This window comes from Kaistia sp. UC242_56 (assembly GCF_044452255.1).
Lineage (GTDB): Bacteria > Pseudomonadota > Alphaproteobacteria > Rhizobiales > Kaistiaceae > Kaistia > Kaistia defluvii_A.
Genome location: NZ_JBIOAN010000002.1, coordinates 3,033,674 through 3,057,659, shown reverse-complemented (window position 1 = coordinate 3,057,659; position 23,986 = coordinate 3,033,674). Strand labels below are relative to the sequence as shown.

At 65.7% G+C, this 23,986-nt stretch carries 19 protein-coding genes; 8 read left to right on the top strand and 11 right to left on the bottom strand.

Going from position 1 to position 23,986, the window contains the following annotated elements:
- Positions 1-33: 33 nt before the first annotated feature.
- From ACHMWQ_RS17025 to ACHMWQ_RS16980, 10 genes are all read right to left on the bottom strand, one after another.
- The gene (locus tag ACHMWQ_RS17025; RefSeq protein WP_396308373.1) at positions 34-1,653 is read right to left on the bottom strand and encodes a GMC family oxidoreductase; all 1,620 of its coding nucleotides are present in this window, start codon (positions 1,651-1,653) and stop codon (positions 34-36) included.
- On the bottom strand, positions 1,650-3,164 hold the full coding sequence (locus ACHMWQ_RS17020; RefSeq protein ID WP_396308372.1) for an FGGY-family carbohydrate kinase: 1,515 nt from the start codon (positions 3,162-3,164) through the stop codon (positions 1,650-1,652). The genes ACHMWQ_RS17025 and ACHMWQ_RS17020 overlap by 4 nt, the downstream gene beginning before the upstream one ends.
- A gap of 26 nt (positions 3,165-3,190) precedes the next feature.
- The gene (locus tag ACHMWQ_RS17015) at positions 3,191-4,009 is read right to left on the bottom strand and encodes a class I fructose-bisphosphate aldolase (protein ID WP_396309467.1); all 819 of its coding nucleotides are present in this window, start codon (positions 4,007-4,009) and stop codon (positions 3,191-3,193) included.
- 14 nt (positions 4,010-4,023) lie between these two features.
- Positions 4,024-5,742 carry a glycerol-3-phosphate dehydrogenase/oxidase gene (locus ACHMWQ_RS17010; protein ID WP_396308371.1) on the bottom strand — a complete coding sequence of 573 codons (1,719 nt, stop codon included), beginning with the start codon at positions 5,740-5,742 and terminating at the stop codon, positions 4,024-4,026.
- A gap of 18 nt (positions 5,743-5,760) precedes the next feature.
- Positions 5,761-6,756 (bottom strand): aldo/keto reductase, encoded by a 996-nt coding sequence (locus ACHMWQ_RS17005; RefSeq protein WP_396308370.1) that lies wholly within the window; start codon positions 6,754-6,756, stop codon positions 5,761-5,763.
- On the bottom strand, positions 6,753-7,733 hold the full coding sequence (locus tag ACHMWQ_RS17000; RefSeq protein ID WP_354549674.1) for a sugar-binding transcriptional regulator: 981 nt from the start codon (positions 7,731-7,733) through the stop codon (positions 6,753-6,755). Before ACHMWQ_RS17000 ends, ACHMWQ_RS17005 begins: the two co-directional genes overlap by 4 nt.
- A 25-nt stretch (positions 7,734-7,758) precedes the next feature.
- Complete coding sequence (locus tag ACHMWQ_RS16995; RefSeq protein ID WP_396308369.1) at positions 7,759-8,742, bottom strand: ABC transporter permease; 984 nt, start codon at positions 8,740-8,742, stop codon at positions 7,759-7,761.
- 13 nt (positions 8,743-8,755) lie between these two features.
- Complete coding sequence (locus tag ACHMWQ_RS16990; RefSeq protein WP_396308368.1) at positions 8,756-10,282, bottom strand: sugar ABC transporter ATP-binding protein; 1,527 nt, start codon at positions 10,280-10,282, stop codon at positions 8,756-8,758.
- Between the two features lie 95 nt (positions 10,283-10,377).
- Positions 10,378-11,409, bottom strand: coding sequence for a substrate-binding domain-containing protein (locus tag ACHMWQ_RS16985; RefSeq protein WP_354549668.1), 1,032 nt, complete (start codon positions 11,407-11,409; stop codon positions 10,378-10,380).
- A 399-nt stretch (positions 11,410-11,808) separates the two neighbouring features.
- The gene (locus ACHMWQ_RS16980) at positions 11,809-12,843 is read right to left on the bottom strand and encodes a helix-turn-helix domain-containing protein (RefSeq protein WP_396308367.1); all 1,035 of its coding nucleotides are present in this window, start codon (positions 12,841-12,843) and stop codon (positions 11,809-11,811) included.
- A 158-nt stretch (positions 12,844-13,001) separates the two neighbouring features.
- Here ACHMWQ_RS16980 and ACHMWQ_RS16975 point away from each other — a divergent pair, with 158 nt between their 5' ends.
- The 8 genes from ACHMWQ_RS16975 to ACHMWQ_RS16940 all read left to right on the top strand — a co-directional run bounded on the left by ACHMWQ_RS16975 (position 13,002) and on the right by ACHMWQ_RS16940 (position 22,483).
- On the top strand, positions 13,002-13,880 hold the full coding sequence (locus ACHMWQ_RS16975; protein WP_396308366.1) for a sugar phosphate isomerase/epimerase family protein: 879 nt from the start codon (positions 13,002-13,004) through the stop codon (positions 13,878-13,880).
- Positions 13,877-15,388: a sugar ABC transporter ATP-binding protein gene (locus ACHMWQ_RS16970; RefSeq protein ID WP_396308365.1), complete on the top strand. Its 1,512-nt coding sequence runs from the start codon at positions 13,877-13,879 to the stop codon at positions 15,386-15,388. Before ACHMWQ_RS16975 ends, ACHMWQ_RS16970 begins: the two co-directional genes overlap by 4 nt.
- Positions 15,385-16,371 (top strand): ABC transporter permease, encoded by a 987-nt coding sequence (locus ACHMWQ_RS16965; protein ID WP_396308364.1) that lies wholly within the window; start codon positions 15,385-15,387, stop codon positions 16,369-16,371. Before ACHMWQ_RS16970 ends, ACHMWQ_RS16965 begins: the two co-directional genes overlap by 4 nt.
- Positions 16,368-17,351 (top strand): ABC transporter permease, encoded by a 984-nt coding sequence (locus ACHMWQ_RS16960; protein WP_396308363.1) that lies wholly within the window; start codon positions 16,368-16,370, stop codon positions 17,349-17,351. Before ACHMWQ_RS16965 ends, ACHMWQ_RS16960 begins: the two co-directional genes overlap by 4 nt.
- A 56-nt stretch (positions 17,352-17,407) precedes the next feature.
- A complete protein-coding gene (locus ACHMWQ_RS16955; protein ID WP_396308362.1) occupies positions 17,408-18,535 on the top strand; it encodes a substrate-binding domain-containing protein in 1,128 nt (375 codons plus the stop codon).
- Between the two features lie 148 nt (positions 18,536-18,683).
- Complete coding sequence (gene soxR / locus ACHMWQ_RS16950; RefSeq protein ID WP_396308361.1) at positions 18,684-19,181, top strand: redox-sensitive transcriptional activator SoxR; 498 nt, start codon at positions 18,684-18,686, stop codon at positions 19,179-19,181.
- Between the two features lie 54 nt (positions 19,182-19,235).
- Entirely contained in the window at positions 19,236-20,717 is a 1,482-nt protein-coding gene (locus ACHMWQ_RS16945) for an MFS transporter (RefSeq protein WP_396308360.1), read from the top strand.
- 137 nt (positions 20,718-20,854) lie between these two features.
- Positions 20,855-22,483 (top strand): ABC-F family ATP-binding cassette domain-containing protein, encoded by a 1,629-nt coding sequence (locus ACHMWQ_RS16940; RefSeq protein WP_396308359.1) that lies wholly within the window; start codon positions 20,855-20,857, stop codon positions 22,481-22,483.
- 21 nt (positions 22,484-22,504) lie between these two features.
- On the opposite strand, the gene ACHMWQ_RS16935 is transcribed toward ACHMWQ_RS16940, so the two are convergent.
- On the bottom strand, positions 22,505-23,959 hold the full coding sequence (locus ACHMWQ_RS16935; protein ID WP_396308358.1) for an NAD(P)-binding domain-containing protein: 1,455 nt from the start codon (positions 23,957-23,959) through the stop codon (positions 22,505-22,507).
- Between the last annotated feature and the right edge of the window lie 27 nt (positions 23,960-23,986).

Below are 23,986 nucleotides of genomic sequence, written 5' to 3'. Positions count from 1 at the left end.
TCCCGATTGACGAGCTCGGGCCGCGCTGTCGCCTTAACGCAGGGAATCCTGCCGGATCATCTCCGCGGCCTTTTCCGCGATCATGATCACCGGCGAATTGGTGTTGCCGGAGACGATGCTTGGCATGATCGAGGCATCGACGACGCGCAGGCCGTCGAGGCCATGCACCCTAAGCCGATCGTCGACCACGGCCATCTCGTCCCGGCCCATCTTGCAGGTGCCGACCGGATGGAAGATCGTCGTCGCGATGTCGCCGACCTTGCGCACCAGATCGCTCTGATTGACAATTTCAGGTCCGGGCAGCATTTCCTGCGGCGCGAAGCGCGCGATGGCGCTGGTTTTCATCAGGCGCCGAGCATGCTCGATCGAGGCCACGGCGACCTGGCGATCCCGTTCCGTCGAGAGATAGTTCGGCCGGATCTTCGCCGCCTCGCGCGGGTCGGCAGATGCCATATGCACGGTGCCGCAGCTTTCGGGGCGCAGATTGCAGACGGAGACCGTCACGGCCGGGAACTTGTGCAGCGGCTCGCCGAGCCGGTCCGTGCTCAGCGGTTGGACATGGTATTCGAGATCCGGCGTCTCCAGGCGTGGGTCGCTCTTGGCGAAGATGCCAAGCTGGCTCGGCGCCATCGACAGCGGTCCGCTGCGTCTCAGTGCGTATTCGACGCCCATGGCGGCGCGGGTGGCGAGGTTGTGGTAGCGCTGGTTGAGCGTCGCCGCGCCGCTCACCTTGAACACGGTGCGGATCTGCAGATGATCCTGAAGGTTCTCGCCGACGCCGTTGAGCGCGTGCCGGACCGGGATGCCGAGGTCGGAGAGCAGATCCGGGCGGCCGACGCCCGACAGCTCCAAAATCTTCGGCGAGTTGATCGCGCCGGCGGAGAGGATCGTCTGGCCTGCCTTCACCTGATGTAGCCGCCCGTCCTTGCGGAAGAGGAGCCCGGTGACGCGACCGCCGTCAAAGGTCAGCCGCTCGGTCTCGGCTCCGGTGACGACGCGCAGGTTCTGTCGGCTCTCGATACCGCGAAGGAAGGCCTTCGACGTGTTCCAGCGCACGCCGTTCTTCTGGTTGACCTCGAAATAGCCGGAGCCTTCATTGGTGCCGGTGTTGAAATCGTCGGTGCGCGGAATGCCGAGTTCCTCGGCGGCATCGCGAAACGCGTCGAGGATCGGCCAGGACAGGCGCTGCTTTTCCACCCGCCATTCGCCGCTTCCGCCGTGCAGCGCATTCTCGCCGCCATGATGGGCTTCCGACTTCAGGAAGTAGGGCAGCACGTCGTCCCAGCCCCAGCCGGCATTGCCCGCCTGCCGCCAAACGTCATAATCGGCCGCCTGACCGCGCATGTAGATCATGCCGTTGATCGAGGAACAGCCGCCGAGAACTTTTCCGCGGGGATAGTTCAGGCTGCGGCCGTTCAGGCCCGGCTCCGGCTCGGTCTTCATCATCCAGTCTGTGCGCGGATTGCCCATGCAGAACAGGTAGCCGATGGGGATGTTGACCCAGTGGTAGCGGTCGCTGCCGCCGGCTTCCAGCAGGAGCACCCGGCTGCGCGGATCGGCGGACAGCCGGTTGGCCAGCACGCAGCCCGCCGAACCCGCGCCGACGATGACATAATCGTAATCGCCAAAGGAAGAAGAAGCAGGTTCGGTCAATTCTGCGCCTGTCCAGCGGCGATGCGCTGCCAAATCGGGGTCATCGCCTGGTTGATCTCACCATAGACGCTATAGCGCCGTTCGTAAGCCGGCGAAATCGCGTTGTCGGGCAGATAGTTGCGGGCGGCGGCTGTCATGGCGGCAGCGCCCTCGCCAAAGCCGGCAAAGGCACCGACGCCGACGGCGGCGGCGATCGCCGCACCCAGCGCGCCGGTCTCCCGGCTGCGCGCCACAGTGACCGGGACGCCAAGCACATCGGCGAAGATCTGCGGCCAGACCTGGCTGCGCGAGCCGCCGCCGGAGAGGACAATCTCGTCGATCCCCGCGCCGGCCCCGCGCAATCTTTCCACATGGCGCTTGTGCTCGAAGGCGACGCCTTCGAACAGGGCGCGCAGCAGGTGGGCGCGCGTGTGCCAGCCGGCAATGCCATAGAAGCCGGCGCGAGCGTTGCCGCTCTGCTGCGAGCCATAGAGGAACGGGTGATAGATCGGCATATCGCCGTTTGGATCGATGGAGGCGACCATTTCGCTGCAAAGCTCGAAGGGCGACTTGTTGCCATCGGGTGCTTGTTCAAGGAATTCGCGCACGATCCATTCGAGGTTGGCGGCTGAGGTGGCGCTTGCCTCGATCGCCAGATAGCGGGCGGGATCGAAGGTCGAGACCATGAAGATGGACGGGTCGCGGATCGGCTCGTCGGTGATCACCTGGTTGATGCTCCAGGTCCCGGCGATGACGGAGGCGGCGCCGGTGCGGGTGACGCCCGAACCGACCGCGCTCGCCACCACGTCGAATAGACCCGCGACGACGGGCGTGCCGGCGCGGAGGCCGGTGAGGGCGGCAACGTCATCCGTGATCCGGCCGGCGATCTCGGCCGATTCCAGCACGGGCGGCAGCAGCCCCATGCAGTCTTCCAGCTCATAGGCGGCCATCAGTTCCGCCTCGTAGCGCCGGTCCGGCATTCGCAGCAGGCCGCAGCCCGACATATCGGATGTATCGGTCGAGCGTGCGCCGGTCAGGCGGTTGACGACGAAATCCTTGCACAGGAACACCGTGCCGACCCTGGCGAACAGGTCCGGCGCATAGCGCTTCAGCCAGGCGAGCAGGGTGGGGGTCTGCGCCGCCCAGGGCATTTGCAGGCAGTGCGCATAAGCGCGGGCGCCGACATCCTGCTTCGCCCAATCCGCCACGATGCCGACGGCGCGTGTGTCGAGCGACTGGATGCCGATCAGCGGGGCGCCGTCGCGGTCCAGCGCATAGAGGCCGTTGCCATGGCCGGCACAGCCAATGGCGAGGATCTCGCCGGCGTCGATGCCGGCTTGCTCGATACATTGGCGGATGACCGCGACGGCGTTGCGCCAAAGCTCGTTCAGGTCGCGCTCGACATGGCCGGGCTTCGGCATGGAGGAGTGGCCGTCGCGGGCCGCGAGCGCCAGTTCGCGGCCGGTCTTGTCGAAGATGATCGCCTTGATGACGGTATTGCCGGCATCAAGTCCGAGAATGTATTCGCCCATGGGTTCCCCTCCCGAAGCCGAAGTCTCTATGCGTTCTGATAGAGTTCCCAGGCCGTCGTGCCGTCCGCGTCGTCGTGGATGATCGCCATCAGGCCGCGCACCACGGCTCTCGGATTGGCATGCTGGTAGATGTTGCGGCCGTAGACCATGCCGAGCGCGCCTTGGGCCATCAGGGCTGCCGACTTGTCGAACACAGCGCGAAGGTCCTCTTTGCCGCCGCCGCGCACCAGTACCGGGCAACGCGCCGCCTCGACGACGCGGTGGAAGTCCTCGGGATTGGTGGTCGGGTCCGCCTTGACGATGTCGGCGCCCATCTCGCGGGCCAGCCGGGTCAGCGTCACGATCTTGTCGGCATCGCCATCCACCATGTATCCGCCATTCTGGTCGACCGGCAGCATGGCCAGCGGCTCGATCATCAGCGGCATGCCGTATTTGTCGCAATCGGCGCGGACGCGGGCGATGTTCTGGACGCATTGCCGGAACAGGTCCGGCTCGTCCGGCAGCATGAACAGATTGACCACGGCGCAGGCCGCGTCCATCTCGATGGCGCCGATCAGCGGCTCGGCTTCGTTCTGCAGCACCGCCCACATCGCCCGGTGGCGGATGCGGTTGTAGGGATTGCCCATGTCGATGCGCATGACGAGCGCGGGCTTGTCCTTGCCGGGAACGGATTGCAGCAGCTCGGCCTGGCCGTAGTTCATCTGGATCGCGTCGGGCCCGGCCGCGACAAGCTGGGCGACGACGCCTTCCATGTGCTCGAGACCGGAAAGGAAACTCGGCTCGTTGCAGACGCCGTGATCGATGGCGACGTCGAGACAACGTCCGCCGCCGAAGAGCCGGTTCATGCGGGCTTTCTGGTTCAGGCGCATAGAGCGCTCCTTTTGTCGTTCGTGTGGGCGCGATCGGAAAAATGGACGCCGTGCTGGCTGGCGAGCAGGCCGAGAAAGTCGGAGCGCTCGCTAGCGGAGCGTTCCGCATCCCAGCCCTTTTGCTCGGCGAGGATGGCGAGCCCAGCGTCGATGAGATCGGGTGTGAGGCCGCCTGAAATGGCGATGGTCGTGCGGCGCAGGAACAGATCGGCGAGGGTTTCGACCTGCTCGCGCTCGACAATCGCGGCGATCTCGCCCGCCGAATAGTCCGAGCCTGGCAGCATCTCGACGGGGCCCTTGGCGATCTCGGCAGCAAGCGCTTCGGCAGACGTGCCATAGCGCTCGAAGAGGTGTTGCGCGTAACCGGCGCTGAGCCCGTGTTTCTGTGCCAACCCGGCAATCCACGCGGCCGAGTCCGCCGGAAAGGCACGGCCGCCGCCGATGGCGAGGGTCTCGGTTCCGATCTTGCGGGAAAGACCGAGCCGCTCGAGCGCCATGTCGGCTGCCAGCGCGCCGAACGAGCGAAAAGTCGTCCACTTGCCGCCGATCATGCAGAGCGTCGCCGGCAGTTGATCGGTCGCCTCGACGAACTCGCAGAAATGGTCGCGCGGGATGCGACCGGTGAAGCTGTCCTTGCTGGCGGGCAGGGGGCGGACGCCGGAGAACTGGAAGACGATTTCGTTGTCGGCAATCGCGATAGAGGGGAAGACGAAGGAAAGCGACTGCAGGATGTAGCGCCGCTCGTCGTCCTCGCAGCGCACGCTGTCGGGATCGTCGACGCGGATGTCGGTCGAACCGATCAGCACCTTGCCGAGATAGGGGAACAGGATGCAGATGCGCCCGTCCTCATTCTCGTAATAGACCATGTGGCCGTCAAGCGCCTGGTAGAGCGCCGGGTTGTCGACGATCAGGTGCGAGCCCTTGGTGCCGCCCATCATGTGCGGCGCGGGGGCTCCGATCGCCTGATTGGTCAGGTCGATCCAGCCGCCCGTGGCGTTGATGACCAGCTGTGGCCGGATCGGCAGACTCTCGCCGGTGAGCGTATTGGTCAGCACGAGGCCGGAGGCGTCGGACGCCACCGTCGCATAGTTGAGCGCGCGCGCGGAGGGGTGAACCGTGAGCGTGTCGAGCAGCATTTCCAGCCCCAGCCGCTCCGGCCGACTGACCCAGGCGTCGTAATAGGTGGCGGAGCTGCGGATCGCCGGGTTAATCGCCGGCCATGTCCTTAGTGTTTCCGTGCGGCCGCGAAACCGGTGCGCCGGCATCAACCGACGCGAGGCGGTGAAGCGGTCATAGAGCGTCAGCCCGGCCTTGATGACGAAGGCACCCCGGCGACTGGGCCGGCGCGTCAGGCCGAGGAAGCGGACCGCACCATTGGCGATTCCGGAGAAGATGTCGAAGATCGGCACCGTGGTCGGCAGCGGCGCCACGTAGTGCGGTGCGTTCTTCAGCAGCCGGTCGCGCTCGACGAGCGACTCGCGCACCAGCTTGAACTCGCCATTTTCCAGATAGCGCAGGCCGCCATGCACCATGCGCGAGAGGGCGGCGCTGGCGCCGCTGCAATAGTCGCCCTTTTCCGCCAGCACGACATCGACGCCCTGCAGCGCGAGTTCGCGGAAGACGCTGATGCCGTTGATGCCGCCGCCGATGACGAGCACGGCAACATCCGGCCGACCGCGCAGGGCGGCAAGGGTTTCGGTGCGGTTCATTGGGTTCTGCTTTCTCGCTCACGCATCCATGGCCACAAGATGCGTCGCAAGCGCCGCATCGAGTGTGGCGAGATCGTCGGCATCCAGGCGGATTTCCCCGGCCCGCGCATTTTCGATCGCCTGCTCGGGATTGCGCGCGCCGCAAAGCGCGAAGGTGATGCCGGGCTGGGCCAGCGTCCAGGCGATCATGATTTGCGCCATGGAGGCGCCGTGCTTCGCGATGATCGGGGCGATGGCCGTCTTCAGCCGCGCGATCTTCTCGCGGTTGGCCGGAGAGAAGCGCGGATTGCCGAGCCGCTGGTCGTCGCCGGTGAATTCGCGCGAGGGATCGATCGATCCGGTCAGCAGGCCGAGTGCCAGCGATGAATAGCTCAGCGTCGCGATGTCGTTGCGCATGGCGATCGGCAGGAGAGTGCTCTCGATCTCGCGGTCCAGCGCCGAATAGCGCTCCTGGATCGCGTCGAGCCCGCCGGCGGCGACGTATTGGTGCAGGTCGTCGAGGCTCAGATTGGATGCGCCGATCGCGCGGATCTTGCCCTGCGCTTTCAGCTTCTCGAGCGCGGCCATCGTCTCGGCGATCGGCGTGGTCGGGTCCTGCCAGTGCGTGATGTAGAGGTCGATATGGTCGGTGCCGAGCCGCTTCAGGCTCTGCTCCACCTCATAGGCGATGCCATCAGCGCCGAGATAGCGGTGGACTGGGATTCCGTCCTGGTCGAAGAAAGGGTTGCCCTTGCCGGAGTGCCAGTTGAGGCCGCATTTGGTGGCGATTACGACCTTGTCGCGCTTGCCGCGGATCGCCTTGCCGACGATCTCCTCGCTGCGGCCGAGGCCGTAGGCCGGTGCCGTATCGATCAGGCTGATCCCGGCCTCGATCGAGGCTTCGATGGCGCGGATCGAGGCGGCTTCATCCGTGCCGCCCCACATCCAGCCACCGATGGCCCATGTGCCGAGGCCGACGGCGGAGGCGGAGATGCCGGACTTGCCGATGGGGCGCTGGATTGGCTGCGGGCTCATGCTGCTTCCTTCTGGGCGAGGTCCAGGATCTGGAGCCCGGTGGTCTCGTCCGTGACGATGATGTCGAGGTGATTGCCGCGCATGGCGCTCAGCACCGGCGCGATCTTGCTGGCGCCGCTGGCGATACCGATCGAGCGGGGAATGGTGGCGAATTCATCGAGCGTCAGCGACACCAGCGAGCGGTTCGGGGTGTAGTCGCAAAGCTGGCCGTCGCGGCCGATGAGATGGGCCAGCAACTCGCCCGTCGCGCCCGACTCTTCGATGGCGCGGCGATCGGCGACGGAGAAGGGATGCAGGTCGTAATAGCTGGAGTCATCGCTGAGGATCGAGCCGATGCCGATCACCGCCACATCCGCCTCGCGGGCCCGCCGGAACACGTCGCCGACGGAGCGCACGCTCATCAGCATCTCGCGCTGTTCCGGCGAGTCCGCGAAGAGCGGCGCATGGATCTGGTAGGCCCGGCCGCCGAGCTTGTCGGCCATCAGCGAGGCGACATGGTTGACGTCGGTATAGTGCTTGCCCTGGACGAGCCCGGTCGCCGGGATGACCTCGACATCATATCGTCGGCCCGGCTGCAGCCCCGCCACCAGGGCGCTGACGCCCTTGCCGCCGGAGATCGAGATGGTGTCGCCATCCTTGATCGTGTCGAGCAGCAGTCGCGCCGCCGCTTCTCCGACCCGCTGCAGGGCCGTGCGCGGATTGTCGGAAACGGAGGGTACCACCACAGCGCGCTCGATGCCGCCAAGCTCGACCAGCCGCGCCTCGATCTCGACGAGATGGTCGATCGGCGATTTGATCTTGATCTCGACGAGGCCGAGCTGGTGGCCGCGCTTGATCAGCCGGTTGACCGTCGCGTGCGACAGGCCGAGTTCCCGGGCGATCTCCGCCTGGGTCTTGCCCTCGATGTAATGCAGGACGAGGGCCTGGTGCATCTGCCGGGCAGCCTGGAGGTCGTCGCGTGGAGTGATGGGGGCCATGATCTTGCTTCGGTGCGCTGGAGACTCAGGACTTCTTGCGATGCAGGAAGTGGTCGATGGAGACGGCAGCGAGCAGAATGCAGCCCTTGATCATCTCCTGCCAATAGACGGAGACGTCGAGCAGGATGAGCGAGCTGGTGACGACCGAAAGCAGGGCCATGCCGAGGATCGCCCCGAAGATGGTGCCGGAGCCGCCATTGAGCGAAGCGCCGCCGATCACCGCCGCGGCGATGATGTTGAGTTCCATGCCTGCGCCGAAGGTCGGCGTGGCGGCGCCGAAACGGGCCATGTAGATAACTCCAGCGAAGCCGGCGAGGGCGGAGCACAGCACCGTCACCCAGAACTTCACCTGGTTGGTCTTGATGCCGGAGAACTGCGCCGCCTTCTGGTTGGAGCCGGTATAGAAAACCTTGCGGAAGGCGGTGGCGCGACGCAGCAGGAAGTCGAAGACGGCGACGACGACCAGGAAGATCAGGATCACATAGGGGATGTTGTGGAAGCTGCCCTGGCCGATCGCCTTGAAGGAGGGCGGCAGCGAAAACAGCGACAGCGGCGTTCCCTTGGTGATGATCAGGCAGAGGCCGCGCACGATCACCATCGCCGCGAGCGAGGTGATGAAGTGGTTGAGCCCGACCACGGTGACGAAGAAGCCCATGATGGCGCCGATCAGCGCGCTGGCGGCGATGCCGACCAGGCTTGCCGTCCACGGATCGAGCCCGGCCAGGAACAGCGCGCCGGAAATCACCATCGAGAAGCAGACCACCGAGCCGACGGAGAGGTCGATGCCGCCGACGATCAGAAGGATTGTCATGCCGACGACGACGATGCCCTCGATCGAGAAGCTCATCATCATGGCGCGAAGGTTGCCCCAGGTGAGGAAGTGGGGCGAGGCGAAGCTCATGGCGACGCAGAGCAGGAGAATGATGACGATCAGTCCCGCTTCGCGCATCGAGGCGAGGCGGGCGAAGTCGATGCGCCGGGCGCCGCCGGCGTTGAGTTCGGCTTGCATGGGGGTGTGTTCCCTAGGCGACATGGGCGGCCTGCTGTGTTGAAGAATTCTTGACGCCGGAGGCGAGGCGCATGATCGCTTCCTCGCCGAGGGCATCGGCGCCGAGTTCACCGGCGATGCGGCCCTCGTGCACGACGACCACACGGTCGCAGAGGCCGATCAGTTCCGGCAGCTCCGAGGAGATGACGACGATACCGACGCCCCGGGCGGCGAGGTGGCGCAGCAGGCGGTGGATCTCGACCTTGGCGCCAACATCGATGCCGCGCGTCGGCTCGTCCATGATGATGACCCGCGGGTCGACCGAGAGCTGCTTGGCGATCGCGACCTTTTGCTGGTTGCCGCCGCTCAGCGTCGAGACGGCGGCGCTTATGCCGGACATGCGCACACCGAGGCGCTTCGTCAGCTCGCTCGCCTGGCGGTCCTCTGCCTTGCGGTTGAGCAGGCCGAGCGATGTCACCTTGTTCAGGTCGAGCGCCGAGATATTGGCCGCGATCGGCATGTCGAGGAACACGCCGGAGCCCTTTCTGTCCTCGGACAGGTAAACCAGGCCGGTCTTGACCGCGTCGCTATAGTTACGGATGCGCTGCGGCTTGCCGTCGATCTCGACCTTACCGGCCGTTGCGGGTCGCAATCCGCAAATGGTCTGGGCGATCTCGCTGCGGCCGGCGCCGATCAGGCCGCCAATGCCGAGGATTTCGCCGGCGCGAAGCTCCAGGTCGACATGCTGGAAGCAGACGCTGTCGGCAAGTCCCTTGACGGAGAGCAGAACGCGTCCCGGCGCTTCCGCGAGTTTGTCGGGATAGAGCTGGGTGATCTCGCGGCCGACCATCTTGCGCACGACGTCATCCGGGGAGACGTCGGCGATGCGGTCGGTCGCGACATACTGGCCGTCGCGAAACACCGTGACCCGGTCGCAGAGCGAGAAGATCTCGGCCATGCGATGGCTGATATAGACCACCGAAATGCCGCGCTGCTGCAGCCCGCGCACGATCGAAAACAGGCGCTGCGCCTCGCTTTCGGTGAGGGCGGCGGTCGGCTCGTCGAGCATCAGCACCTTGCAGTCGAGCGTCAGCGCCTTGGCGATCTCGACGAGCTGCTGGTTGGAAATGGAGAGGTCGGCCACCTTGGTGCGGACCGGGATCGGGGCGAGCCGGTCCATGACCTTCTGCGCCTCGACATAGAGCTTTTGAAAATTCATCAGTGGCGAACGGCGGGCGTTGATCGCCGCCATGTAGATGTTTTCCGCCACGGTCGCGTCGGGGCAGAGCGCGATCTCTTGATGCACCAGGCCGATGCCGAGGCGCTGGGCCGCGGCGGGCGAGGGGATGGCGACGCGCTGGCCGTCGAGCCAGATCTCGCCATCGCTGGGCTGCAAGACGCCGGCGAGGATGTTCATCAGCGTCGACTTGCCGGCGCCGTTCTCGCCGCAAAGCGCATGGATCTCGCCGCGCCGAAGCTCGAAGCGGACGTCGCTCAGCGCCTTGACCGGGCCGAAGGCCTTGGACACGCCGCGAATTTCAAGAATGGGCGCCTGGGTCACGCCATGCTCCTGCGGTAGACGGGAAGGGGAAGGGGGCAGCGCCCCCTTCCGGCAGCTTCGCCTCGGCGGATCGCCGGGCGGCTGGGGCGTCGAGGCTATTCCTCGATCCCCTTGGTGCCGCGGCGCTGCAGGTACTTGTCCCAGTAGAAGTCGTCGGCATTCTCTGCGGTGACGATGGAGAAGCCGTTGTCGACGAAGGGCACGGCCATGCCGTTGGCGCCCGAACGCTTGGTGTCGTTCATCGGGTCGATCAGTTCGGGATGTTTGGCCATCCAGAGCAGCATGAAGCCCATATAGCCCTGCATGCCCTGGTTGGGATTGACCGATCCGTAGATCTCGCCGGCCTTGATCATGTCGAGGATCTTGGCGTTGACGTCGGCCAGCATGACCTTGATCTTGCCGCCGCCTTCCTTGGCCGCCTGGGCGGCGCCGATGGCCGAATTGGCCTCGGGCATGAACACCGCGCCGAGGTCGGGATGTGCCTGCGCCAGGCTCAGGACTGCCTGATAGGCCTTGGTCGGATCCTGGTTCGAGGCGGCGCGGCCGACCAGTTTCATGTCCGGCCACTTGGCTTCCATGCGGGCGATGAAGGCGCTGATGCGCTTGTCGTGATTGTCCTGGCCGGGATTTTCCAGCACCGCGTATTCGCCCTTGCCGTCCATCGCCTTGGCGACGGCGTCGGCGGCATAGGTGCCTTCCGCCAGATTGTCCGAGGTGATGAACGAGACGCGCTTCGAATTCGGCGAATCCGCCGCGAAGGTGACGACGGCGGTGCCCTGCTCGATCGCACGGTTGATCGGCTCGATGAACGGATCGGAGTTCATCGGATGGACCAGAATTCCGGCCGGCTTCTGGGCCAGCGCCTGGTCGAAGGTGGCGATCTGCTTGTTGACGTCATAGTCCGGCGTGCCGGTGTAGCGCGTCTTGCAGCCGAACTGCTGGCCGGCCTGCTTGAACATCTCATAGACCGGGAACCAGTATTCGACGCCCGAGACCATGACGTTCATGACGTATTCTTCGCCCGGTTCGCACTTGAACGGGTTGGTTGTTTCGGCAAACGCCTGGCTCGATGCCAGACAGGTCGAAGCAGTCGCCGCAAAAGCGAGCGTTTTCAGAAATTTGCGCAAGTTCCCTCCCTTGGCCGAAGCCATCCACAAAGATTATGGCGAACGCCAAGGCGCTCGATTTCTTGATTGGACTGTCGGAACTTCCTCCCGAAGCCGACGCCGGGATCATAACAGCAAGTCGAATGTCGTCAATATCGTTCACGCAATGAAATATATTTCATGCGGGAGCATGCTGGAATCCAGGGCGGGCTGTGGGCGGGCCGATAGAAGCTGGATCGAGAAGGGGAGTGTTACGCGCTGCGGGGACAGCGCGGATCCGGTCAAGCCGACATGTCGTCGGCGGGCCGAGCGCGGCACCGATCGCGCACAGCCATTGGCCTCGTCGAGACGACGAGGCGTGGCGCTGGGCACTTGCTCTTCGCTACGCCAACCGGAGGCGGCTGGACGTCGAAAACGCAGCTAGACCGACGGCTGGGCCGCGATCGCACGCGGGGCATAGCCATATCGCTTGCGGAAAGCGTAGGAGAAATACTGGCTGGAATTGAAGCCGCAGGCCATGGCGATGTCGGTGATGCTCGGCCTCTTGGCGTCCTGCAGCATGACGGTTGCCCGCTCCAGGCGCAGATGCTGGAGATATTGCAGCGGGCTCATATTGGTGAGCAGCTTGCAATAATCGGCAAAGCGCGTCCGCGACAGGCCGCATTCCTCGGCCATCAGTTCGAGCGTCCAGCTTTCCTCCGCCCGGCCGGGCAGGCGGCGCAGGAAGATGGCGACGGTGTTCTGGGCGGTCGAGAGGTTTGGATCCAGGGCCGGAACCTGCTCCATCATGCGGTCGATCAGGGCCAGCATGACGGTATTGATCGCCACCTTGAGCCGCGTCTCGCCCGTCTCCGGCGTCCGGTTGGCGAGAATCGGCGCGATCGCCTCGAAGGCGTTGGCAAGTTCGCTGTTGCCGTCCCAGACGGGCTGGTTGTTCTGCGTCAGGATCCGGCCCAGCGTGTGCGCCTCCTCCTCGGAAAACACCATCCACTCCGGCCAGCTCCAGCTTTCGTTGGGCCGCCGCAGGCCGCCATCGAGAATGAGCCAGAGCAGCCGGCTGGGGCCGACGACCGGGTCGCCGATCGAATGCAGCTGCCACGGACGGATGACGATGAACTGCCCCTGCCGGAGCAGATGCTCGGTGTCGTCTACCACCAGCCGCAGGCTGCCGCGCGACAGGAACGCGATCTTGAAGCCCTCGTTGCAATGCCGCTTCAGGCCCCAGGTCTGCTGGAATTTCGCATCCCAGAAGCCGGTGGTGCAGATTCCCGGCAGCCGCTCGCCGAGCGAGGTGCCTGGATAGCTGCCGCGCGTCCAGGCGCGCAGTTCGACTTCGCCCCGACCGGCGGCAATCTGTAGATCCCGGCAATTGTCGGCATACATCAGCGAGCCTGGCTGGCGGAACACGGTCGGCCTGGGCTTCGGGTCGATTCCCGCATTGACGTGCTTGTTCATGGTCCCCTCCCGGTTGCCCGGGTCCCCTCCCGGACCCAGAGCCGTTTTAAGCTATTTACCAATGTGGATTGTTGCAAGCCACGATCCCGGCGATGTGGCACGGTCGTCTTAGGGACTGGGAGGTCGGTCCAAATGCATGCGTCCGGGAGGGGCCGTTCTTGAAGGCTGCGTTCAATCTGCTTGTCGTGGGCGCCGAGATCACGGCCGAGCACGCGCCCTTGCTCGAGCGCCTCAAGACGCTCGGCTATGACGGCGTCGAAGTGCCGGTCTTCACCGGCGACGTCAAACGCTATGCCGAGTTGGGCGCGCTGCTGCGCGACATCGGCCTTGCCGCGGCGACGGCGGGCACGGTCCCGGTCGAGGCCAATCCGATCAGCGCCGACCCGTCTGTGCGCGCCCGGGCCACGGAGCATCACAAATGGCTGGTCGATTGCACCCATGCCATGGGCGGCGAGATCATCGCCGGACCGGTGCATTCGCCCGTCGGGCATTTCACCGGCCTTGGCCCGAGCGCGAATGAACTCTCCTGGTGCGTCGAGGCGATGCGGTCCCTGGCGGAATATGCCGCGCCCGCCGGTGTCCTGATCTCCGCCGAGGCAGTCAATCGCTTCGAGTGCTACGTCATGTCGACGATGGCGGCGGCGTCGGCCATCCATAGGCGGGTGGATCACCCGAACTATGGCTACATGTTCGACACCTTCCACGCCAATATCGAAGAGAAGCATCCGGTCGAGACTTACGAAGTTTACCACCGGGAGATCAATCACTACCACATCTCGGAAAGCGACCGCGGTGTCCCCGGGACCGGCCATGTGCCGTTCCCGGCGCATTTCGATGCGCTCCGTCGCTGCGGCTATGATGGCTGGCTGACGGTCGAGGCGTTCGGCCGCTCGGTTCCCGAGCTTGCCGGCGCCACGCGGGTCTGGCGCGATCTGTTCGAGGATAGGGACCAGTTGTTCGCCGACAGCATCGCGCTGATCCAGCGCGAATGGCAGGCGGCCGGCGAGCGGGTCGCGGTGGAAAGCGTGGTCGCATGACCGCCGTTCTTGAAATGCGCGGCATTGGCAAGGCCTTCCACGCCGTCCAGGCGCTGGACGCGGTCGACTTCGACTGCCGCGCCGGCGAGGTGCATGTGATCTGCGGCGAGAACGGCGCCGGCAAGTCGACGCTGATGAAGGTATTGGGCGGCAGCTATCGCCCCGACAGCGGCGACGTGCTGCTCGAAGGCCAGCCTGTCCGCTTCCAACATCCCCGGGAGGCGAGGGCGGCCGGCATCTCGATCGTGCATCAGGAACTCAGTCTGCTGCCGTTCCGCACCGTGGCCGAGAACATCTTCACCGGCATGGAGCCAACGCGCTGGGGTTTGCTCGACCGACGGCAGATGCAGGACCGGTCACGCGCCCTGCTGCAGCGCCTCGGCGCTTCGATCCCGACGACCGCGCTGGTGGCCGATCTGTCGATCGCCGAGCAGCAACTGGTCGAGATCGCCAAGGCCATGCTGGTCAACGCCAAGGTCCTGGTGATGGACGAGCCGACGGCGGCCCTCGACGATCGCGATGCCCGCGCCTTGCTCGATCTGGTTGGCCGGATGAAGGCCGAAGGCGTGGCCATTATCTATATCTCGCACCGCATGCCGGAAGTGATGGCGATCGCCGACCGGGTGACCGTCCTCAAGGATGGTCGCCATATCTGGACGCGCGACCGGCAGGACGTGACCGTGCACGACATCGTCACCGCCATGGTCGGGCGCGAGTTGCAGGACTTCTACCCGCCACGCGGCGTTGCGAAGCCCGGCCTGCCGGTGCTGCAGATCGCCGGTGGCCAGAACCGTCATCTCCGCGATATCGACATGGTGGCGCGGGCGGGCGAAATTGTCGGCATCGCGGGGCTCGAGGATTCCGGCAAGAACGCGCTCGCGCAGGCCCTGTTCGGCGACGCGCCGTTTGACCGCGGCGAATTCCGCATTTCCGGCAAGGTCGTCACCATCCATTCGGCGCGGCAGGCGACCGCGGCGGGGATCGGCTATCTGCCGGGAGATCGCAAGCGGGAAGGCATCGCGCCGCGCCAGTCGGTACGGGACAACGCACTGCTGACGCTGCAGGCGAGGACGCCGGCCCTGTCCTCGCCGCATGGCGGAGGGCGGTCGCGATCAAAGGTCGATGAGAGCCTTCGGGCCATGGATGTACGGGCGGGCGATTTCGGGCAGGAGATCTCGACGCTCTCGGGCGGCAACCAGCAGAAGGCGATCATCGCCCGCTGGCTCCTGCAGGATCCGCGCGTCTTCGTATTCGTGGAGCCGACGCGCGGCATCGACGTGGCCGCCAAGGCCGCGATCTACGAGACCATGCGGACGCTTGCGAATGAAGGCCGCGCCATCGTGATGGTGTCGTCGGACCTCCCGGAAATCGTCGGCGTCAGCGACCGCATCCTCGTCATGCACCAGGGTCGCATCGCCGGCGAACTGCCGGGCGGCGCCGGGGAAGGGGCCGTCATGGAACTGGCGCTTGGGGTCGCGGCTGCGGTTGCCGCGGGGAGGCCGTCATGAGCGTCGATACCATTGCCGCCCCCCGGACGAGTCGTGGCTTCCGCGATCTGCCGGTGCCGCTCGTCGTCATCGCGCTCGCTGCCGTCATCTATGTGACCGCCGCAGTCGTGACGGGCCAGACCAACCAGATCTCCCTCGCCGGCCTCGCAGGGCTGCTGCAGCGGACCGTGGCGCTCGGACTCGTCGGCCTGGGCCAGACCTTCGCCATCCTCGTCGGCTCGATCGATCTTTCCGTCGCGGCGCTGATCAGCGCCGTCGCCGTGCTCGCCTCCTATCTGATGCAGGGCGATCCCGGCATGATCGTGCCGGCGGTCGCAGCCTGCCTGGCGCTTTCGCTCGTCATCGGCGCGATCAATGGCGGACTGGTCGCCTATTGGGGCATCAATCCGCTGATCGCCACCCTGGCGACCGGGCTCATCCTGCAAGGCTTGCTGTCGGCCGGCTTCACCTATCTCGGCGGCCGCGTCGCGCCGGAGTTCCAGGTGCTGGCCTATCAGGGGCTCTTCGGCGTGCCGCTGCCGGTGCTGCTGCTGGCTGCTTTTGCGCTGCTGGCCTGGTTCGTGCTGGCCAAGACGCGCTTCGGCGCGCATCTCTATGCCGTCGGCGGCAATCCGGATGGCGCCAAGCTCGCGGGCCTCCGGGTCGAGCGTTTCGTGCTGACGGCGCACATCCTCGCCAGCCTGGGCGCCTGCATCGCCGGCCTCTATCTCGCCGCGCGCCTGCAATCCGGCACGCCGTGGATCGGCCGCGACGGCATCTACGATCTCGAATCCATCGCCATCGTCGTCATCGGCGGGACGGCGCTTTCGGGCGGCAAGGGCGGCGTGCTCGGCACCATTGCCGGCGTCCTGCTGTTTGCAAGCCTCGATGCCAGCTTCAACATGTTCGGCGTCGATGCCTTCCTGAAGCAGGTTCTGCGCGGCGCCATCGTCATCGCGGCGGTCGCGGTCTATGCGGTCCGCAACAAGGGGCACGTCGCATGACCGCCATTCCCGACACCGCCCGTCCGGCAAGGCGCATCTCGCTGCGGGACCTCAATTTCGCGCTTCTGATCTTCGTCGTCCTCTATGCGGGGATCGCGATCCTGCAGCCCAACTATCTCGACGCCGCGCTGTTCATGAACTTCCTGCGCCGCGCCGCCCCTCTGATCATTCTCGCCTGCGGCCAGCTCTACGTCATCCTGTCCGGCGGCTTCGACCTGTCGATGGGCGCCGTCGTGACCCTGGTCGTGCTGGCGGCGTCGATGCTGATCGGTGGTGATCCCACCATGACCTGGCCGGTGATCGCCGGGCTCTATGCGATGGGGCTGGTGGTCGGTCTCGCCAATGGACTGATCGTGTCGTTCCTGAAGGTGCCCTCGATCATCGCCACCCTGGGCATGATGCTGCTCGTCAACGGGTTGGCGCTTGCCTGGTCCGGGGGAGCGCCGCGCGGAGACCTGCCGGACAACTTCCGCGATCTTGGCCGACTGGTGCTGCGCGACGTGCCGCTGCTCGGAGTCCTGCCCATCGCGGTCATCATCCTGGTCGTTGTCACGGTTCTCGCCTGGTGGGGATTGCATGCGACGGCCTATGGCAAGCGGCTGCTCGCCGTCGGCGACAATCCGCGCGCAGCGGAACTCGCCGGTGTCCCGGTCAAGCCGACGCGCATCGCCGCCTTCGTCATTTCCGCGCTGTCGGCCGTCACGGCCGGCATTCTGATCGGCGGCTTCTCGGGCGTCTCGGTCAATGCGGGACGGGGACTGGAATTGCAGGCGATCGCCGCCTGCGTCATCGGCGGGGCGCAGTTGCTCGGCGGGCGCGGCTCCGTCGTCGGCGCCCTGTTCGGCGCGCTCAGCCTGTTCGCGCTGTTCACCCTGCTCAACCTGCTCGGCCTGCCGCAGGCGCTGCGCGACAGCCTGCAGGGCGTCATCCTGATTGCGGCCGTAGGGGCGAGCGTCCTGCGCCACCGCCGCTCAAGCTGATTGTCCGCTCCGGCGGCAATTCAAGAATAAGTTCGTCAATGGAGAGGAGACGAGGGATGCAATTCAGATCGATTTTGGCGGCAACGCTGACGGTTGTGTTTTCAACCGCTGCCTATGCCCAGGAATTCAACGATCCCGTCGAGTTCAAGAAGCAGCGCGACCTGCTCTCGACCAAGGCCGAGGGCCCGGATGGCAAGCCCTGGGAGCAGCATCTCGGCGGCGCGATGATCGATACCGCCAAGTTCAAGAAGGACGGTCCGCATACGATCTGCTTCTCGAACGCCGGCGTCTTCAATCCCTGGCGTGTGGTCGGCCTCAACAATCTGAAGGGCGAGGCCGCGCTTCAGAAGGACCGGATCAAGGAACTCGTCATCCTCGACGCCGAAGGCAAGGACGACAAGCAGATCTCCGACATCCAGTCGCTGCTCGATGGCGGCAAGTGCGACGTGCTGATCGTCTCGCCCACCACCACCGCCGCGCTGACGCCCGCGGTCGAGGCCGCCTGTGAAAAGCTGCCGGTCATCGTCTTCGATCGTGGCGTGAACACCAAGTGCCCCGTCACCTACATCCACCCCGTTGGCGGCTATGGCTTCGGCATCACCTCGGGCGAATTCATCGCCAGCAAGCTGCCGAAGGGCTCCAACGTGTTGGCGCTCCGGATCGTCGCCGGGGTTGACGTGCTCGAGACGCGCTATTCGGCCGCCAAGTCGATCTTCGACGAGGCCGGCATCAATGTGATCGGTTCGGAATTCACCGGCAGCGATCGCGCCAAGACCAAGTCGGTGGTCGAGGACTACATCAACCGTGGCCAGAAGATCGACGCGGTGTGGATGGACGCCGGTGATACGGCGACCGCCGCGCTCGAAGCCTTCGAGGATGCCGGTCTGCCCTATCCCGTGATCAGCGGCGAGGACCAGCAGGACTTCCTGCGCAAGTGGCAGAAGGAAAATCTGGTCGCCATTGCTCCGTCCTATCCGACCTATCAGTGGCGCACGCCTGTTATCGCGGCGCTCGATATCCTCGACGGCAAGTCGATCCCGGGTCCGGAATGGAACCTGCCGCAGCCGGCCATCACGCAGGAGACGCTGGCGAGCTATATCGACGAGCGCATGCCGGCGCTGCATTACAGCCTCTGCGGCTGCCAGGACCTGCCGGGTTACCCCGAGCAGTGGGGCGGCAAATAGGCTTGGCTCCGATGCAATCGGTTCCGTCCTGCAAGGGGCGGGGCCGGTTCCTCTCGCCAGCCCAGGACAAGAAGCGTCGCGAGCCCTCGCGACGCTTCTTTCGTTTCCGTTACCGCGCGCTATAACCTCATGCAAACACGAGGTTTCAATGTCGGATCCAGAACGCAGGGCCATGCTGGCAGTGGGCGAGGTTGCCCGTCGCAGTGGGATTGCCGTCTCGACGGTGCATTTCTACGAGGCGAAGGGGCTGATCGCCGGCGAGCGCACGCAGGGAAACCAGCGGCGTTACCCCCGCTCGGTGCTGCGCCGGATCGCCATCATCCGCATCGCCCAGCGCGCGGGCATACCGCTTGCCACGGTGAGCGAGGCGTTGCGCGACCTGCCGCACGATCACACGCCAAATGCGCGCGACTGGCGTCATTTCACCGAGACCTGGAAGGACATGCTGGAGGCGCGGATCGAGAGCCTGGTGCAGTTACGCGACCAGCTCACCAGCTGCATCGGTTGCGGTTGCCTGTCGCTGGAAGATTGCCCGCTGCGCAATCCCGACGATGAACTGGGTCAGCGTGGTTCCGGCCCGCGCCGCCTGTTGTCCACCGAGCCGACAAGCGATGCGGATCCGACCCTTGACCTCAACATTGGTTGAGGTTCTATAAGCCGTGTCGGTTGGCGACGACTCGTCGCCCAATGGAGTGCCGACATGAATTTTGATCTCGATGTGCCAGCGCCGATCGCTGGCCAGCTGGTGGCGAGTGCGCCGCCGACTTCCCCCGCGGGTTGGGGCGAACTGCTGACCGGCAAGAACGCCATCTATGCGATCGCGCTTTCGGGCGGCGTCACGCTGCATGCGGTGAACATGTATATCGCGACGACCGTGATGCCCTCGGTGATCGTCGATATTGGCGGCCTCGACTTCTATGCCTGGACAACGACGCTTTTCGTCGTGGCGTCGATCCTCGGCGCGGCGCTGACCGCCAAGCTGCTGCGAAGCGCCGGCCCGCGCGCCGCCTATGTCGTGGCGTCGATGCTCTTCGCCGGCGGGACGCTCATCTGCTCGCTCTCGCCCAACATGCCGGTCATGCTGGTCGGCCGGAGCGTGCAGGGGCTGGGTGGCGGATTCCTCTATGCGCTGGCCTATGGTCTGACGCGCCTCGTTCTTCCAGAGCGGCTCTGGGGCAGGGCGATCGGGCTGGTGTCGGCGATGTTCGGCGTCGCCACGCTGGTCGGACCGGCCGTGGGCGGCGTGTTCGCTGAATATGGCGCCTGGCGGGCCGCGTTCTGGTCCCTGATCCCGTTGACGGTCGCTTTCGCGCTGCTCGCCTTTGCCACGCTGCCAAGAGCCAGCCGGGATGGGCAGGAACAACAGTCCGTGCCGCTGCTGCAACTCGTTCTTCTGACAGGGGCGGTGCTGGCGGTGTCGGCCGGCAGCCTTTCGGCGGAATTGTCGTGGAATCTGGCGGGATTGCTGGCCGGCCTCGCCATGATCGCCCTGATCGCGGCAACGGATGGCAGGGGCGGCACGCGGCTGCTTCCCAAGCGGGCCTTCAGCATCGCGACCCCGCTCGGCGCCTTGTACCTCACCATCGCGTTGCTGATGATCGGTATGCAGCCCGAGGTCTTCGTGCCCTATCTGCTGCGCCAGTTGCATGGCCAGTCGCCGATCTGGGCCGGCTATCTCGCCGCCCTGATGGCGCTCGGCTGGACCGCGGCGTCGCTGCTGAGTTCGCGCTGGCAGGAAAGCCATGGCGACAGGCTGGTCGTCGCCGGGCCGGTTCTCGTCGCGACGGGCCTGGCGCTGTTCGCCTTCTTCATGCCGGTGCATGGCGCGGGCGCCCCCGCCTATCTGCTGCCGATATGCGTCGGCCTCGTGCTGATCGGGTTCGGCATCGGCCTCGCCTGGCCCAGCCTGGTGACGCGGGTCTATGGCAGCGTCACCGATGGCGATCAGGATCTGGCCGCCGGCGGCGTGACGACCGTGCAGCTCTTTGCCATCGCGTTCGGCACGGCCTGCGCCGGCATGGTGGCCAATTTCGCGGGAATCGCCGAGCCGGGCGGCATCGCCGGAGCGTCGAAGGCGGCGCTTTGGCTGGGGGCGGTGTTCGCACTGGCCCCGCTGCTCTGCATCGTCGTCGCCGTTCGGGCCGTCCGCCTGACATCGAAGGCAAGGCGTCGACCCGCCTGACCGGGACGCGAATGGAAGAGGCCGGCATCGCCAAGGCGGCGCCGGTCTTCGCTCCGCTTCAGGCACCGCAAGGGTTTGGCGCGTCCCCGCGAATGGCTATAAGGCCGCTTCAGATCCTCCCGGACGCCGCGGACCCCATGATTCGTCTCGATAACATCTCCAAGCAGAACGGCCACCAGATCCTGTTCATCGACGCGTCGATGGGACTGCAGAAGGGCGAAAAGGTCGGCCTCGTCGGACCCAACGGCGCCGGCAAGACCACGCTGTTCCGGATGATCACCGGCGAGGAGAAGCCGGACGACGGGCAGGTCTCGATCGATCCGGGCGTGACGATCGGCTATTTCAGCCAGGATGTCGGCGAGATGTCGGGCCGCAGCGCGGTGTCGGCGGTGATGGACGGCGCGGGACCGGTGAGCGAACTCGCCGCCGAGATGGCCGAACTCGAATCGGCCATGGCCGATCCCGACCGGATGGACGAGATGGATGCCATCGTCGCGCGCTATGGCGATATCCAGGGCCGCTTCGAGGAGCTGGACGGCTATGCGCTAGAGGGCAGGGCGCGCGAGGTGCTCGCGGGGCTGAGCTTCAGCGAGGAGCGCATGGATGGCGATGTCAGCGGGCTCTCGGGCGGCTGGAAGATGCGTGTTGCCCTCGCCCGGATCCTGCTGATGCGGCCGGATGGCATGCTGCTCGACGAACCGAGCAACCATCTCGATCTCGAAAGCCTGATCTGGCTGGAGGCCTTCCTCAAGGGCTATGACGGCGTGCTGCTGATGACCTCGCATGACCGCGAGTTCATGAACCGCATCGTCAACAAGGTGGTCGAGATCGACGGCGGTTCGCTCACCACCTATTCTGGCAACTACGATTTCTACGAGCAGCAGCGCGCGCTGGGCGAAAAGCAGCGTCAGGCGCAGTTCGAGCGTCAGCAGGCGATGCTCCAGAAGGAAATCAAGTTCATCGAGCGCTTCAAGGCGCGCGCGTCGCATGCCGCCCAGGTTCAGAGCCGGGTGAAGAAACTTGAAAAGATCGACCGGATCGAGCCGCCGCGGCGCCGCCAGTCGGTGCAGTTCGAGTTCCGCCCCGCGCCGCGTTCGGGCGACGACGTCGTCAGCCTCAAGAACGTGCACAAGGGCTATGGCAGCCAGTCGATCTATGCCGGCCTGGATTTCCAGGTCCAGCGCAAGGAGCGCTGGTGCATCCTGGGGGTCAATGGCGCGGGCAAGTCGACGCTGCTGAAGCTCGTCACCGGCACGTCCGATCCGGACCAGGGCACGGTGACCCTCGGCGGCAGCGTCAAGATGGGCTATTTCGCCCAGCATTCGATGGAACTGCTCGACGGCGACGAGACGGTGTTCGAGTCGCTGGAAGGCTCGTTCCCACAGGCGGGGCAGGGCGCGCTGCGGGCGCTGGCCGGCTGCTTCGGCTTCTCCGGCGACGATATCGACAAGCGTTGCCGCGTGCTGTCGGGTGGCGAGAAGGCGCGTCTGGTCATGGCCAAGATGCTGTTCGATCCGCCGAACTTCCTGGTGCTCGACGAGCCGACCAACCATCTCGACATGGCGACCAAGGAAATGCTGATCGCGGCGCTCTCGGAATTCGAGGGCACCATGATCTTCGTCTCGCACGATCGCCACTTCCTGGCCGCGCTTTCCAATCGCGTGCTCGAACTGACGCCGGACGGCATCCACCAGTATGGCGGCGGCTACAGCGAATATGTCGCCAGCACCGGCAGCGAGGCGCCGGGACTGCATCCCGGCGGCTAGTCCTCACGGTTCGGCTGCGCTTCAGGCGACCTTGGCCTGGCGCGCGGCGCGGGCGGCCTCGAAGGCCGAGGTGTCGAGCTCGACGACGTCATAGGCCTGCAGGCTTGGCAGGTAGGTCTCGGCATCGTCGAGAAAGAGCTGGCGCGTGATGCCGAGCGCGATCCGGTCGGTGCTGAACTTCAGCTGCGAGATGCCGGCCGCGCCGCCAAGGCTCGCCATGGCGCCGAAAGTGTGGCTGTAGACATGCTTAAGCCATGGCGCGCCGCCGGGCTCCTTCTCGGTGAACTGGAAGCTGCCGGAGAGATAGGGATAGCCGGCGAGCGTCTTGTCTTCCTGGCCGGACGCCGGCTGGAATCGATCGGACCAGAGCGCGATCTTGTCGGCGAAGCCGGCGGTTTCCGGCCGCTTGGCGAGGTCGATGACGAAGCCTGTCCCCACGATCAGGAAGTCGCAATCGAACGTGCCGCGCGGCGTCTTCAACCGGATCGCGTGGCCGTCGAAATCGACGCTATCGAACGGGCTGCCGAGGTGCAGATCGAACTGATCGAAGCGGGCGCAGCGTTCGAAGGTGTCCTGCGGCGGCGGCTGGTTCATGCCGAGGAAGTGCCGCATGAACGACCATTTCTGCGCATCGTCCAGATCCCCGAAATGGCGCATGAAACCCGCAAATTCGATCCAGCGGTTCGGATTGATCCGGGGCAGGACGCGGCGACGCGCGAAGAGGTCGACGGAGGCCGCGCCATGCTCCAGCGCGGTTGCGGCATTGTCGAAGGCCGAGGCGCCGGCGCCCAGCACGGCGACGCGCTTGCCCTGGAGATCCGCGAAGTCGATGGCCTCGGAGGTGTGCGCATAGCGCTCGCGCGGCAGAGCCTTCTCGATGAGCGCGGGGACGGCCCAGTGCCCGGCGCCTTCGATGCCGGTTGCCAGGACGACATTGCGCGCCAGGATCGTCTCGACCACACCGCCGATCCGGGTTGCGACCGCGAGATAGCCGTCCTCGCGGGGCGCGATGTCGACGACTTCGGCGTCGTGGGTCGTGGGGATGCCGACGGTTTGCCGCATCCATTCGAGATAATCGTGCCAGTCGCCGCGCGGGATCTTGCCGAGCCGGGCCCAGGCTTCCTTGCCGTATTTCGCTTCATACCAGGCCCGGACGGAGAGGGCGGCCGTGCCGAGTTCGGGGCCGGAGACCGTCTTGGGCGTGCGCAGGGTGTGCATGCGGGCATAGGTCTTCCACGGCCCGGCGCGGCCGGCCGGGTTGCGATCGAGCACGCGTATATTGGTGACCCGCTCCTTCATGAGGCGAAACGCGAGGGCGAGGCCGTTCTGGCCGCCGCCGACGATGACGACGTCATGCACGGGCTGGCCGTCCACGAAGCGCGGCGTCACCCATTCGCGCGCCGGATAGTTGACGCAATCGAGCTCGAAGCGGGCGCGCTGCGCCAGTTCGTCGAGTTCCCGGGTGTCCTGTGTCATGCCTGCTGCTCCGTGATCGCGCGCGCC